The organism is Acidovorax sp. M2(2025) (assembly GCF_049330835.1).
GTDB lineage: Bacteria > Pseudomonadota > Gammaproteobacteria > Burkholderiales > Burkholderiaceae_C > Acidovorax.
The window spans coordinates 3,112,018-3,125,220 of record NZ_CP186262.1 but is presented as its reverse complement, the minus strand read 5'-3'; the positions used below and the strand labels follow the sequence as shown (position 1 = coordinate 3,125,220).

General features: G+C 64.4%; 10 protein-coding genes and 2 pseudogenes. 3 read left to right on the top strand and 9 right to left on the bottom strand.

Features of this window, described 5'->3' with window-relative positions:
- Positions 1–4: 4 nt before the first annotated feature.
- A pseudogene (locus tag ACOYR3_RS14515) lies at positions 5–304 on the bottom strand (transposase); the annotation flags it as partial.
- Positions 305–511: 207 nt separating this feature from the next.
- On the opposite strand from ACOYR3_RS14515, the gene ACOYR3_RS14510 reads away from it, so the two are divergent.
- Complete coding sequence (locus tag ACOYR3_RS14510) at positions 512–1,375, top strand: DUF2971 domain-containing protein (protein WP_422843068.1); 864 nt, start codon at positions 512–514, stop codon at positions 1,373–1,375.
- Between the two features lie 216 nt (positions 1,376–1,591).
- Positions 1,592–1,831: pseudogene (locus ACOYR3_RS14505) on the top strand (IS5/IS1182 family transposase); the annotation flags it as partial.
- Positions 1,832–2,039: 208 nt separating this feature from the next.
- Here the strand turns inward: ACOYR3_RS14505 and ACOYR3_RS14500 are convergent.
- The 3 genes from ACOYR3_RS14500 to ACOYR3_RS14490 all read right to left on the bottom strand — a co-directional run bounded on the left by ACOYR3_RS14500 (position 2,040) and on the right by ACOYR3_RS14490 (position 5,080).
- The gene (locus tag ACOYR3_RS14500; RefSeq protein WP_422843067.1) at positions 2,040–2,957 is read right to left on the bottom strand and encodes an IPTL-CTERM sorting domain-containing protein; all 918 of its coding nucleotides are present in this window, start codon (positions 2,955–2,957) and stop codon (positions 2,040–2,042) included.
- Positions 2,958–3,027: 70 nt separating this feature from the next.
- Positions 3,028–3,981 (bottom strand): leucine-rich repeat domain-containing protein, encoded by a 954-nt coding sequence (locus ACOYR3_RS14495; protein WP_422843066.1) that lies wholly within the window; start codon positions 3,979–3,981, stop codon positions 3,028–3,030.
- Positions 3,982–4,099: 118 nt separating this feature from the next.
- Positions 4,100–5,080 (bottom strand): helix-turn-helix transcriptional regulator, encoded by a 981-nt coding sequence (locus ACOYR3_RS14490; protein ID WP_422843065.1) that lies wholly within the window; start codon positions 5,078–5,080, stop codon positions 4,100–4,102.
- Positions 5,081–5,526: 446 nt separating this feature from the next.
- On the opposite strand from ACOYR3_RS14490, the gene ACOYR3_RS14485 reads away from it, so the two are divergent.
- A complete protein-coding gene (locus ACOYR3_RS14485; RefSeq protein WP_422843064.1) occupies positions 5,527–7,149 on the top strand; it encodes a PAS domain-containing protein in 1,623 nt (540 codons plus the stop codon).
- 209 nt (positions 7,150–7,358) lie between these two features.
- Here ACOYR3_RS14485 and dgoD read toward each other — a convergent pair whose 3' ends face one another.
- From dgoD to ACOYR3_RS14460, 5 genes are all read right to left on the bottom strand, one after another.
- The gene (dgoD, locus tag ACOYR3_RS14480) at positions 7,359–8,507 is read right to left on the bottom strand and encodes a galactonate dehydratase (protein ID WP_422843063.1); all 1,149 of its coding nucleotides are present in this window, start codon (positions 8,505–8,507) and stop codon (positions 7,359–7,361) included.
- A 61-nt stretch (positions 8,508–8,568) separates the two neighbouring features.
- Positions 8,569–9,231, bottom strand: coding sequence for a 2-dehydro-3-deoxy-6-phosphogalactonate aldolase (locus ACOYR3_RS14475; RefSeq protein WP_422843062.1), 663 nt, complete (start codon positions 9,229–9,231; stop codon positions 8,569–8,571).
- Positions 9,228–10,268, bottom strand: coding sequence for a 2-dehydro-3-deoxygalactonokinase (locus ACOYR3_RS14470; protein ID WP_422843061.1), 1,041 nt, complete (start codon positions 10,266–10,268; stop codon positions 9,228–9,230). Before ACOYR3_RS14470 ends, ACOYR3_RS14475 begins: the two co-directional genes overlap by 4 nt.
- Positions 10,269–10,275: 7 nt before the next feature.
- Entirely contained in the window at positions 10,276–11,214 is a 939-nt protein-coding gene (locus tag ACOYR3_RS14465) for a dihydrodipicolinate synthase family protein (protein WP_422843060.1), read from the bottom strand.
- A gap of 221 nt (positions 11,215–11,435) precedes the next feature.
- Positions 11,436–13,169: an IlvD/Edd family dehydratase gene (locus ACOYR3_RS14460; RefSeq protein ID WP_422843059.1), complete on the bottom strand. Its 1,734-nt coding sequence runs from the start codon at positions 13,167–13,169 to the stop codon at positions 11,436–11,438.
- Positions 13,170–13,203 lie beyond the last annotated feature (34 nt).

Genomic DNA, 13,203 nt, shown 5'->3' with positions numbered 1-13,203 from the left:
TGGGACTGGGCGCTGCGATCAGCGTAGCGTCCACTGCAGTACCGGCCTTGAGCCGCAAGCCCTGCGCTGCAAGCAGCTCGTTGACGGTGGCCAGAATCTGCTCGGCTACCTTGTGCTTTTCCAGCCGGTGACGGAATCTCAGGATCGTGATCTCATCAGGCACTCGCCCATCGGCATCCACGCCCGCAAACTCCCGGTAGATCGGAATGTCAAAGAAGGCCTCCTCCATCGCCAAATCGGACAATGTGAACCACTGCTGCATGCAGTGGATGAGCAGAATAGTCTCCAAGGCGAATCTTGCTCGACAGGGACACGCTGGATCAAGCGGTGAGAGTCTTGGCCGGGTGCTGATCAGTCCGCACGGGATTTTCTTCACGAATCATCGCGTCGCATGCCACAGGAGTTCCGATGGGAGGTGTTCTCAAAAAAATGCGAATAAAGAGCTTTTAGACTCAAGTTTTTGGCACAATCGCTCCGTGAACAATCAAAGTTCTGGGCTGAAAATAGACCTATGAAAAATTCCGATATGGATAAGGCAAAGCCGTATTTCATTCATCAAGGACCTATTCCAAATACGTTGTATCGATATCGCAGTCTGACATCTCGTTGGCAGTATAGAAATGTACTTAGTGAAATTGTCACTGAGAGGGTATTTCTTGCCTCTATGAACAGCCTAAACGATCCGGACGAGGGGCGTTTGAGAGTAGAGTTCAAGAAAGACGTTGCTGCAATTTTCTCGTATTTTTATTTGCAAGAAGTGGGGAATCGTGGGCATGCCTCTGCAAGTAAGTTGGCGGCTGACAGAATTGCTGAATTGGTTAGTAATGGTTACCGACTTCCCGAAGGAGTGGCGAGAATACTTAGGGCGGAGTTTGGTCGGCGCATTCGAATCGCCTGCTTCACTACTTTGCCAACGAATTTCCTAATGTGGGCCAACTACGCCACTCTATGTGTACATGGTAAAAAGCCCGGTCATACTGGCATTTGCATTGAGTATGCAGTTTCCGAACAATGGCGATCTCATCCCTTGGGGCCTGTCACATACTCTGACGTTGTTCCTGTCTATGACCCGACTACCAGAGACGAGAGTGCCCTCGTAAAAACCTACTATATGAAGTCACCGGAGTGGTCGGGGGAAAGCGAGTGGCGAATAACGTATATGATTACTGGCGAGCTTTCCAGCAGTGGGGAGGCGGATAAGCATGCCATGCTCAGTTTGCCTGGTTCAGTGCGTGCAGTGATATTTGGAATGGATACCCCCGAGAGGGTACGGGAGAAAATAATTCGGGATGTACATAAAAAAGCTCCCCACATTAAGTTTAAACATATGTATCAAGATCGCCACTTGGTAAGTCGAGAGATTCGTGATCTTTAGTCCGCGCTGAACAACGCGCAAGCGATTGATCTGATTCGCGTTTCCTCGGCTTGATGGGTTTGGAATTGCACGGTATGGTTCTTCCAGCACCTGTTTTCCTGCAAATTCCTCCGAGGAGTCCGATGGGTCCCAAGCCTTCGCAGCCGCAGTTCGGTGAGTTGTTCCGGCTGGACAGCAGCTAAACATGAAGCACCCGCTGGTCCGATTGGCCGCGAAAGGCGCAGTGCCATCGAGCCGGCTATTGAGCACATGAAGATGGACGGGAGGCTGGGCCGCAATCCGCTCAAGGGCGCGCTGGGCGATGCCCTGCATGCGGTGATGTGCGGGGCTGCGCACAACCTTCGCCCGATCCTGGCCGCGCTGCGGCTTTTATGCGCCCGAGTCGGGTTGTCGATGCCGGCGGTCATCGCGGCGCTGCTCGCCGCACCCTGTGACCATCGACAGGTCTGCGGTTAAAAACTGAATTGTGCAGGGCGGACTAAAGAGCTTGGAGTTCGATGTGCAGACAGGAGCCTCACCCGCGAATGCCATCAGGGCCAGCAGGAGGAACACCCTGCACCAACAGGCCGTATGTAAGACTGCAAACCCTTCAGACCTCCACACTGCTGAATCTTGCTCTTCTGGAGACGTCCATGTAGGGATTTCCCCAGATGCCAAAAATGCTTCAGACCCGCTCGCGCCGCAGCGCCACGAAGCCGAGCGTGGCGGCGGCCAGCGACAGCAGTGCCAGCGCCCACTCGCCCAGCGTGGGGACGGGGGTGATGCCCAGGCCGGGCGGCGGCGGGGTGCAGGCGGCGTGCCAGGGTGTCTCGCCCGTGGCCACGTCCCAGTCGTTGCTGACGGAGGGCGTGAGGTGGTTGGGGCAGAGCTGCGAATCGTTGGTGAGCAGCGAATTGGGCGCTGCGGGCACGGGACCGGTGAGCAGGTTGTTGTTCACATACAGCCGCTGCAAACCCGGGGGCAGCGCAGGAATGCTGCCCGTGAGCTGGTTGTAGCCTAGGCCCAGTTGCTCCAGCGCGGGCGCGCCGGCCAGCGAGGGGATGGCGCCCGTGAACTGGTTTTGGCGCAGCCCCACCACCTGCAGCGCGGGCAGGTTGTCGAATGGCGGAAGGCTGCCGCTGAACTGGTTGTTGTGGGCGTAGTACCGCTCCAGGTGCTGCAGCCCGGCGGGGGCGGGCAGCGCACCTGTGAACTGGTTGTTGCCGATGCTAAAGAACTCCAGTTGTGCCAAGCCCGCGATGGCCGGCACGGGGCCTGCCAGTTGGTTGTTGTACAGGTCGATGGCCTGCAGGTCCGGCAGCACCGACCAGTCGGGCAGCGGCGTGTTCGCGGGACTGACCAGGTGGTTGGACGAGAACTCCAGCCTCGTGACAGTGTCGCCCGTGCAGACCACGCCGTACCAGGTGCACTCGGTGCCGACGGCGCCGCCCCAGTTGTCCTGGTGTGTCCAGTTCGCGCCGCCGGTGGCGGCGTAGAAGTCCAACAGGTATTGCCGCTGCGATGCGGGAATGTCGGCCTGGGCACTGCCTGCGGCCAGCAGGGCAATGAGGGTGAGAAAGCGGCGGAGTAGAGAGGCTGTCATGGTGATGGTTCTTTAATGAAATAGATAGCTGCTTGTGCTTGGTGGGCGGGCGCTGGAGGCCAATAAGGCCTCAGACCCTCCGCCGCTGCAGCGCTCCCAGGCCCAGCGCGCCGGCGGTGAGCGCGAGAAGAGCCAGTGCCCATGCGCCCAGCGTGGGGACGGCCGTGATGCCGCCCAGCCCCGGCGGCGGGGCGGTGCAGTTGTCGAACCAAGGTGTTTCGCCTGTGGCAGCATCCCACGCCGGGCTGTCCGAGGGCGTGAGGTAGTTGGGGCAGAGGTGCGAGTCGCCGGCGTCCAGCGCGTTGGGGGCAGCGGGTACGGGGCCGGTGAGTTGGTTGTTGCTCACGTTCAGCCGAAGCAGCCCCGGCGGCAGGACAGGGATGCCGCCCGTCAGCTGGTTGTTCTGCAGGGCCAAGATTTCCAGGGTGGACACGCCGGTGAGCGGTGGAATGGGGCCGGTCAGCTGGTTGTCGCGCGCCGTGAACCGGGTGAGCGCCGGGAGGTCGGAAAGCGCCGGAATGCTGCCGCTGAACTGGTTCGCGTTGACGTTGTAGGCATCCAGGTGCTGCAGTCCGGCAGGGGTGGGCAGCGCTCCGGTGAACTGGTTGACGGCGAGGTTGAAGTCCTGCAACTGCGCAAGGCCCGCAATGGCGGGCGCGGGGCCCGTCAATTGGTTGTTGCCCAGGGCGATTCTTTGCAGATCAGGCAGCGCCGCCCAGTCGGGCACGGGCACGCCCACGGAATTGACCAAGTGGTTGCTGCTCAAATGCAGCTCAGTGACGGTGGTGGCACCCCCATCGCACGTCACGCCGTGCCAGTTGCACTCGGTGCCTGCGCCGCCGCCCCAGCCGGCGTTGTCGATCCAGGTGGGGCCACCGGTGACAGCATACAAATCCAGCAGGTACTGCCGCTGCGATGCAGGGATGGCGGCCTGTACGCTGCCTGCGGCCAGCAGGGCGAGGATGATGGGAAGGCCGCTGAAACGGCGCACAGAACGAAAAGGGCGAAGAAATGTGCTTGTCATGGCACAGCCAATTCTGGGAATAGGGCCGTGCGGTGTCGTTGTCGGCAGCGACAAATGACTGGTTCAAAACGACATACAGAGCAAAGGCTCCGGGCGTTGCGTGCGCAACGCCCAATACTCAACCTGCGTTGCGCACCTCGGTCGGCGTCATGCCGAAGCGCCGCTTGAAGGCCCGGCTGAAGGCGGAGAAGTCGTCGAAGCCGCTGTCTTGCACGATCTGCAGCACCAGGCGGTGGCGCTGGCGGGGATCGGCCAGCGCGGCGCGCACGCGGTCGAGCCGTGCGTCGCGCACGAAGTCGGAAAAGCAGGTGCCCTCGCGAGCGAACAGGCGCTGCACTTGGCGCGGGGTGAGGTGGTGCCGGCGCGCGATCTGCGCCAGGCTCAGTTCATGCTGGTCAATGCGCGCGAGGATGTCGCGCCGGATCAGTGCCAGGCGCGGTGCGTGCAGTGCATCGCTCTCGGGCGGTTGCGCGCTGCGCGCGGCAGGCGCGAGCATACGGGCCATCAGCTCCAGCAGGTGCGACTGTGCCGATTGCAGTAGCGGTAAGGACAAGGCGGGGTCACCGGGCATGCTGGCAAGCAGTTGCGCATAGCCCATGGCGAGAGCGGGTTCGGGCATGTCTGGGGGCAGTAAGCGCAGAGGGGCTTCTTCCAGCCCCGGCACCTGCTGCGCCAGAGCGGAATGAGGCACCAGGATGGCAGCGCTGCAACCGCCGTGGGGCGTGATGTATTCGTGCACGCGCGCCTTGGAGATGATGCCGAATCTGCCGTTCGAAAGGTCAATGCTCTCACGCGGCGTGTGGACGGTGCTGCGGCTCCAGCTCACCCCCAGGTACACGTCGTCAGCACCATCGCGCAGCATCTCGGGCGAGCGCCAGATGTGCATGGGCGTGTGCTCGGTGCGCACGTACACACAGTCGTCGCCCAGAGACATGACGGTCGCTGACAGATCCAGCGGAACCGCGCCCTCGCAAGGCCACAGATCCACGCGCATGACCTCGCGGCCCAGGAGTTCGCGCACTGCATCGGCCTTGTCGCGTCCGGCGTAGTCGCACGAGGACAGGCGCATTCGCTGAGGAACGGCGAGCGTTTCAGGCATGGTGGCTCCTGGGAAAGATCGCCCCAGTGTAGATGCCCGCTGGTAGTTGTCGGCCGGATGGGGTTGTGCCCGTGCTGAATGCAGCGAAGCGACTGTTGGCGTTTCGACTTTCCCCGGCCCGAGGGGCGCTGGAGAAGGTACTGCTGCCATATCGTTGCGTGACCCAACTGGTACCGCGCAACCGACCGCTTCTCCGTAACTTAGACTGGCGGTTTCGGCTCGTAACGGTCGGTGGCCACCAAAGAAAAGCAGTCGCTCAACGTTGATTGCAGTCATTCACGTTCGACGGGCTGAGCAACTGCTTCGATCATGACCTGCCAATCGACGAACGACTCGTCAGTGGTTTGCGGCACGAGCCTGCCCAAAACCCCTGCCATACTTGATCTGGTGTGGTTGATTTTCCTATCCGTTGGCTTTACCTGACTCCCTTTTTGCGACAGCCCTGCATGCCCACCACTCTCACGACGTCCGCAAAACTACTGCAACTGCTGCCCGAGGCGGTGGTGCAGACCGATGCGCTGTGGGAGATCACTTACCTGAATCCGGCGTGGACAACGCTCACCGGCCATTCGGTGGAGGCAGCGCTCGGCAGGTCCTTGCTGGAGTTCGTGCATTCCGACGACATCGGCACCATGCGCTCGGGCATGCCGGTGTTCCGGTTGCGATTTGCCGACGCGGACTATCGCTGGGTGCGTCTGCAGCTTCACCCGGAAACCGATGCGGCGGACCGGGTGATCAGCCGCCAGGGTGTCCTGATCGAGATCACCGAGGTCACCGAGCAGGTGCTGGTGGAAATTCGCCAGCGCTTTCTGCGCTTGCTGGAAACCATTGATGGCGTGGTGTGGGAGGCTGAAATCGGCGTGGGCAATACCTTCCTGAGTCCGCAGGTCGAACGGTTGTTCGGCTACTCCGTAGAGGAGTGGCGGGCTGACCCGGGCTTCTGGCGGGCGCATGTACACCCCGACGATCTGGAGGAGGCCCTGCGCATCGACGATGCCGCTTACAACGCCGCGCACAGCCATGCCTACGAGATGAGCTATCGGCTGATCGCCAAGTCCGGCAAGGTCGTGTGGGTGCGCGATCTGTGCCGTGCAGTGGTCGAGCCGGGGCGGCCGAACCGCATGATCGGCCTGATGATCGATGTGACCCAACAGAAGAACACCGAACTCGAGTTGTTGCGCTCCGAAAACCGCTATTCGCTGGCGACGCGCGGATCCAATGACGGCATCTGGTACTGGGACTTGCGAACGGACGCGCTGCATGTGTCCGGGCGCTTTCACCAGATCGTCGGGCTGGGTAGCGGCGATCATGTACACGACGGTGGCTGGAGCTTTCTGGAGCAACTCATCGATCCCGAAGATCGCGAGCGCGTGCAGGCGGCCTACCGCAGGCATCTGTCGGGGAACAGCCCGAACTTTTCGGTGGATTTCCGCGCGTTCCACGCGGCTGGACGGAGGGTATGGGTCAATTGGCGCGGGCTCGCCGAGTTTGAAGACGGCGTTGCGGTGCGCATGGCAGGCTCGTTGAGCGATCTGGCTGACCGTGGCAGTTCCTACGATGCGCTGACCAGCTTGCCCGGCCGGCCGTTGCTCCGCGATCGCCTCGCGAATCTCATGGCGCTGCACCAGAACGAGGCTGCGAATGGTGATGGCGTTCCAACACGCGATGGAGCCACAATGTTCGCCGTGCTGCTGCTGGATCTCAACGGGTTCAAGGCCGTCAATGACAACTACGGGCATCATGTGGGCGACCGGCTGCTGCAGCAGGTGGCGCGGCGGCTCGAATCCTGCGTGCGGGCGGTTGATCTGGTTGCCCGCATGAGTGGCGACGAATTCAATGTGCTGCTGGAGTCCATTGATCCCGCTGAAGCCTGCAACCGCGCTCATCAGATCGCAGCCGCCCTCGCAGCGCCTTATGTGGTCGGCGAACACACCGTGATCAGTGGCGCGAGTATTGGACTTGTCAGCAGTGCATCCAGGCTGGCGACGGTGGACGACTACCTGCGCGCCGCAGACACTGCGATGTACCAGGCCAAAAGCCAGTCATCGGGCGTGTGCGTGTTTCAATAAGAGGAGCCAGGGATGTCCTGCATCACCCTCGCGAGTTCGTGGTAGCGCGGATCGGGATGGGCCGCAAGGCGCCTTTTCGCAGCCAATAGCCCGGCTATTGGCAAGAAAAGCAACGCAGCGGACCGCCCGAGACGAATGATCGCAAACGAGCTTCGCAACGATTGGACGCAGCCGTCACGCCCCGCCGCTTCAGCTCGCGACGATTCCCCTCACCACTCCGCAAAACTCCCATCCCGGTGCCGCCACACCGGGTTCCTCCACCGGTGCCCCTGTGCCGCACGCTCGCGCACATAGTCCTCGTTCACTTCAATGCCCAGCCCTGGCCCGCTGGGGATGGCCACCATGCCGTCCTGGTACGCGAATACCTCGGGGTTGGACACATAGTCCATCAGGTCGTTGGCCTGGTTGTAGTGGATGCCCAGGCTTTGCTCCTGGATGAAGGCGTTGTAGCAAACGGCGTCGATTTGCAGGTTGGCGGCCAGGGCAATCGGGCCCAGGGGGCAGTGCAGGGCCAGGGCCACGTCGTAAGCCTCGGCCATGCTGGCGATCTTGCGGGTTTCGGTGATGCCGCCGGCATGCGAGGGGTCGGGCTGGATGATGTCGGCATAGCCGCCTTGCAGCACATGCTTGAAGTCCCAGCGCGAGTACAGCCGCTCGCCCAGGGCGATGGGGGTGGAGGAAATGCGCGCGATCTCTTTCAGGGCTTCCTCGTGCTCGCTCAGCACGGGCTCTTCGATGAACATGAGCTTGTACGGCTCCAGTTCCTTGATGAGCACCTTGGCCATGGGTCGGTGCACGCGGCCGTGGAAGTCCACGCCGATGCCGACGTGCGGGCCCACGGCCTCGCGCACGGCGGCCACGTTGTGCAGGCAGCGCTCCACCTTGTCGTAGCTGTCCACGTACTGCATTTCCTCGGTGCCGTTCATCTTGACGGCCGTGAAGCCGCGTTCCACGGCAGCCTTTGCTGCGGCGGCCGTTTCGCTGGGGCGGTCGCCGCCGATCCAGCTGTAGACCTTGATGCGGCTGCGCACGTTGCCGCCCAGCAGTTCGGACACGGGCACGCCCAGGGCCTTGCCCTTGATGTCCCACAGCGCCTGGTCGATGCCGGCCAGGGCACTCATGTGCGCGCCGCCGCCGCGGTAGAAGCCGCCGCGGTACAGCACAGTCCAGTGGTCTTCGATGTGGCGCGGGTCTTTGCCGATGAGGTATTCGCCCAGTTCTTCGACGGCGGCGGCCACGGTGTGCGCGCGGCCTTCCAGGATGGGTTCGCCCCAGCCGGTGACGCCCTCGTCGGTTTCGATTTTCAAAAAGCACCAGCGCGGCGGAACGATGAACGTGGTGAGTCGGGTGATCTTCATGAAGCGGTGTCCCGGGAAATCAGCGGAGAAAAGGGGTGGTGGTGGTGGTGGCCGCTCGCCCCTAGCTGCCGGGCGAGCGCGCCGTGCCGTAGGCCTTGTGCCACGCGGCCACAAAGGCCGCCGCCCGGGGCGCCACGTCGGCGGCGGTGTCGCCGGGGCGGTAGAGGGCGGAGCCCAGGCCGAAGCCACTGGCGCCCACCGCCGCGTAGGTGCCGATCAGATCGGGCACGATGCCGCCCACCGGCACCAGCGCAATGGGCGGGCTGATCACAGCGCGCCAGGCTTTGAGCACGTGGGGCGGCAAGGCCTCGGCCGGGAACAGCTTGAGCATGTTGGCGCCCGCGGCCAGGGCGGCGAAGGCCTCGGTGAGCGTGGCGACGCCGGGCGCGCAGGCCATGCCGGCGGCGCGTGCGGCGCGGATCACCTGGGCGTCGCTGTGCGGCATCACGACAATCTGCCCACCCGCCGCAGCCACTTGCGGGCAGGCCTCTGGCGTGAGCACGGTGCCCGCGCCCACCAGGCAGTCGCCGGGCAGGGCGTCGCGCAGCGCGCGGATGCTGGCCAAGGGCTCGGGCGAGTTGAGCGGCACCTCGATGATGCGCAGGCCCGCGTCGTACAGGACCTTTCCGATGCCCACCACCTCCTGCGGCTGCACGCCCCGCAGGATGGCGATGAGCCCGCAGCGCTGCAGGATGTGGAACAGGGTTTTGTCGATGGGGTTCATGCGGCCAGGCTCCCGGAGGGTGGGGTTGCTGTGGAGGCGGCGGACCCGGCCACCAGGCCTGCCGCCAGCGCGATCTGCCACAACCCTGTGGCGGTGGCCTGGGTTGCGATGGTGGGCGTGGCAAACCCGTGGGCCTGCAGCGCGGTGGCGTAGCGCCGGCACAGGTCGGGCTCGCCGCACAGCAGCAGGCGCTGCGGTGTGGCGGGGCCTTGCGGCTGCGCGCGTGCCAGGCTGGCCACCTCGTGTCCGATCAGCAGCCCCGAGAGGTAGTCGGCTTGCGCGGTGGGCGCCAACGCCCCCGTCAGGCCGAGCGTGCGGGTGCTGAAGAGGTGCGACAGCAGTCCCAGTGCAGCATCGCTGCCGCGCGCCACGGCCAGGCCACGCGCAAAGGCAATGTCGTCGGGTGCTGCGCCGGCCTGCATGGTCTTGCCCAGAATGGTGTGGCCGCGCAGCGCAGCAAACACCTCGCCCGTCATGAAGGTGTGGAACTGCTCGATGCGGCCGCGGCGTGCCAGCACCCATTTGCTGTGGGTGCCGGGCAGGCCGATGAGCACGGGCATGTCCGCCGGTGGGGCCAGGCTCTCCAGCACGCCCAGCACCTGGGTTTCTTCGCCACGCATCACGTTGGGCAGCGTGCCCTGCTGCAACAGGCCCGGCACGATGTGCAGCGGCGGGCCATTGCGCCGTTCCACCTGCGTCAGGCCCCGCGCCAGTGCATCGAGTGAGGTGGGCGTGGGCAGGTACTTGGCCTCGCGCCAGCCTTGGGCGCTGCCTACCATGCCGCAGGCCAGCAGGGGCAGGCCGGGTGCGGCGGCCAGCCAGTCGCCGCAGGTGTCTTGCAGTGCGCGTTCAAACGCGGCGCTGGGTTCCGAGTTTGCCACGCTCTCGGTGGAGGGGGGCAGGTTCATGATGCCCCAGGGGCGGTGGCGCGTTTCCAGCACCGCGCCGTTCTCGCCCAGGCGGAAGGCACGCAGCGCGCTGGTGCCCCAGTCCAGGGAGATCAGCCGCGTTGCCATGCGCTGGGAGGTTGCGTCCATGGCAGGCTCAGCGGCCCCAGCGCAGCACCAGCGGGTCCAGCCGCCGAGCGATGTCGATCAGCCCGCGCCGCACCTCGGGGTGCATCGCCGGGAAGGGGTGGCGGCCCGCCTCGCAGGCGATAACGCCGCCTTCCTTCATCAGAGCCTTGGCAGTCAGGATGCCGCCCTGGCGGTTCTCGTGGTTGATGAGCGGCAGCCAGCGCTGGTAGAGGGCAAACGCCTGGTCCATGTCGCCTTGGCGGTGCGCCTCGATGATGGGGCGAATGCCGTCGGGGAACGCGCCGCCCGTCATCGCGCCGGTGGCGCCGGCATCCAGGTCGGCCAGCAGGGTGATGGCTTCTTCGCCGTCCCACGGGCCTTCGATGGCGTTGCCGCCCAGGCGGATCAGCTCGCGCAGCTTGCTGGCCGCGCCGGGCACTTCGATCTTGAAGTAGGCCAGGTTCTCGATCTCCTGCGCCATGCGCGCCAGGAAAGGGGCTGAGAGCACCGTGCCGCTGGCGGGCGCGTCCTGCACCATGATCGGGATGGTGATGGCGTCGGACACGCGGGCATAGAACTCGTAGATCTGCGCTTCCGGCACGCGGAAGGTGGCGCCGTGGTAGGGCGGCATGATCATCACCATGGCCGCGCCCATGTCCTGCGCAGCGCGGCTGCGCTCGGCGCATACGCGGGTGCCGTAGTGGGTAGTCGTCACGATGACGGGCACGCGGCCTGCCACGTGCTCCAGCGATGTGCGGGTGAGGACTTCGCGCTCGGCATCCGACAGCGAGAACTGCTCAGAGAAGTTGGCCAGGATGCAGACGCCGTCCACACCGGCGTCGATCATGAAGTCGAGGCAGCGTTTCTGACTCTCCAGGTCGAGCGTGCCGTCTTCGTGAAAGGTGGTGGGCACCACGGGGAAGATGCCGCGGTAGCGAGGGTTCTGGAGGGAGTGGGTAGCTGGCATGGTGGGTGCAGATCGGGGTTTGAATGAAAAAGGCCTCTGGCGCTTATCTGATAAGCGCAAGCAGCTATCAAATATGTAGCGGCCTCTGCGAAGGGCATGGCCCATACGCAGGCAGCCGCGCAAGGGCAGCCCCGCCGCGCTGGCTGCGTCCCCCTGCCCGCAACGCGCAGCGTTGCCAGAGCGGGGGGAAGGCGCGAAGCGACTCAGGGGGGTGTTCCATATCAATGCGAGTGGCGCGGCACCGCAGCACCTCTGCAACCCACCAGAAAGTCGAAGTCGCAGCCTTCATCGGCCTGCAGCACGTGGTCCACATACAGCCGCTGGTAGCCGCCCCGGCCGCCTTTGTCCTCGCCTCGCAGCGCAGTCAGGCGTGCAGCCAGTTCTTCGTCGCTGATGTCCAGGTGCAGGCGGCCGCTTTCACAGTCCAGCTCGATGAAGTCGCCATCCCGCACGGCAGCCAGCGGCCCCAGTGCTGCAGCCTCCGGGGCCACATGCAGCACCACGGTGCCGTAGGCCGTGCCGCTCATGCGTGCGTCCGAGATGCGCACCATGTCCTTCACGCCGCGGCGCAGCAGCTTGGGCGGCAGGCCCATGTTGCCCACCTCCGCCATGCCGGGGTAGCCCTTGGGGCCGCAGTTCTTCATCACCATCACGCAGGTCTCGTCGATGTCCAGGGTTTCATCGACGATGCGCTCCTTGTAGTGCTCCAGGTTCTCGAACACCACGGCGCGGCCCCGGTGCTTGAGCAGCTCGGGAGATGCGGCCGAGGGCTTGAGCACCGCGCCACGCGGCGCCAGGTTGCCGCGCAGGATGCAGATGCCGCCGTCGGCAATCAGCGGGTTGTTGATCGGGCGGATGACTTCGTCGTTGTACTGCGGGGCTTCGCGCACGTTGTCCCACAGGCTCTTGCCGTTGACGGTGAGGGCGTTGGGGTGGGGCAGCAGGCCGTTCTCGCCCAGGCGGCGCAGCACGGCGGGCAGGCCGCCCGCGTAGTAGAACTCTTCCATCAGGAAGCGGCCCGAGGGCTGCAGGTCTACCAGCGTGGGCGTACCACGGCCAATGCGCGTCCAGTCTTCCAGGTCCAACTGCACGCCGATTCGGCCCGCAATGGCCTTGAGGTGGATGACCGCGTTGGTGGAGCCGCCGATGGCGGCGTTGGTGCGGATGGCGTTCTCGAACGCCTCGCGCGTAAGAATCTTGGACAGGCGCAGGTCTTCATGCACCATCTCCACAATGCGCTTGCCGGACATGTGGGCCAGCACATAGCGGCGCGAGTCCACGGCCGGGATGGCCGCGTTGTGCGGCAGCGAGGTGCCCAGCGATTCAGCCATGCAGGCCATGGTGCTGGCCGTGCCCATGGTGTTGCAGGTGCCGGCGGAGCGGGACATGCCGGCCTCGGCCGCGAAGAACTGGTGCTCGTTGATCTCGCCCGCCTTCAGCGATTCGTGCAGGCGCCACACGGCGGTGCCCGAGCCAATGTCCTTGCCGTCGAGCTTGCCGTTGAGCATGGGCCCGCCCGTGACCACGATGGCGGGCACGTCGCAGCTGGCCGCGCCCATCAGCAGCGCGGGCGTGGTCTTGTCGCAGCCCACCAGCAGCACCACGGCGTCGATGGGGTTGCCGCGAATGGCTTCTTCCACATCCATGCTGGCCAGGTTGCGCGTGAGCATGGCCGTGGGGCGCAGGTTGGATTCGCCGTTGGAGAACACCGGGAACTCCACCGGAAAGCCACCCGCCTCATAAATGCCGCGTTTCACATGCTCCGCGATCTTGCGGAAGTGCGCGTTGCACGGGGTCAGCTCGGACCAGGTGTTGCAGATGCCGATTACCGGACGGCCGTCAAAGACATGGTCGGGAAGGCCCTGGTTCTTCATCCAGCTGCGGTACATGAAGCCGTTTTTGTCGGCCGTGCCGAACCATTCGGCGGAGCGGAGTTTGCGCTTGGGGGTGGTCATGGTGGGGTGCGAGAGAAAGAGGAGAAATGAAGAG

Bases quoted from the DNA above. Each gene is read 5' to 3' on its own strand.
- ACOYR3_RS14510 (WP_422843068.1), top strand. From the start codon at position 512: ATGAAAAATTCCGATATGGATAAGGCAAAGCCGTATTTCATTCATCAA.
- ACOYR3_RS14500 (WP_422843067.1), bottom strand. From the start codon at position 2,957: ATGACAGCCTCTCTACTCCGCCGCTTTCTCACCCTCATTGCCCTGCTG.
- ACOYR3_RS14495 (WP_422843066.1), bottom strand. From the start codon at position 3,981: ATGACAAGCACATTTCTTCGCCCTTTTCGTTCTGTGCGCCGTTTCAGC.
- ACOYR3_RS14490 (WP_422843065.1), bottom strand. From the start codon at position 5,080: ATGCCTGAAACGCTCGCCGTTCCTCAGCGAATGCGCCTGTCCTCGTGC.
- ACOYR3_RS14485 (WP_422843064.1), top strand. From the start codon at position 5,527: ATGCCCACCACTCTCACGACGTCCGCAAAACTACTGCAACTGCTGCCC.
- dgoD (WP_422843063.1), bottom strand. From the start codon at position 8,507: ATGAAGATCACCCGACTCACCACGTTCATCGTTCCGCCGCGCTGGTGC.
- ACOYR3_RS14475 (WP_422843062.1), bottom strand. From the start codon at position 9,231: ATGAACCCCATCGACAAAACCCTGTTCCACATCCTGCAGCGCTGCGGG.
- ACOYR3_RS14470 (WP_422843061.1), bottom strand. From the start codon at position 10,268: ATGGACGCAACCTCCCAGCGCATGGCAACGCGGCTGATCTCCCTGGAC.
- ACOYR3_RS14465 (WP_422843060.1), bottom strand. From the start codon at position 11,214: ATGCCAGCTACCCACTCCCTCCAGAACCCTCGCTACCGCGGCATCTTC.
- ACOYR3_RS14460 (WP_422843059.1), bottom strand. From the start codon at position 13,169: ATGACCACCCCCAAGCGCAAACTCCGCTCCGCCGAATGGTTCGGCACG.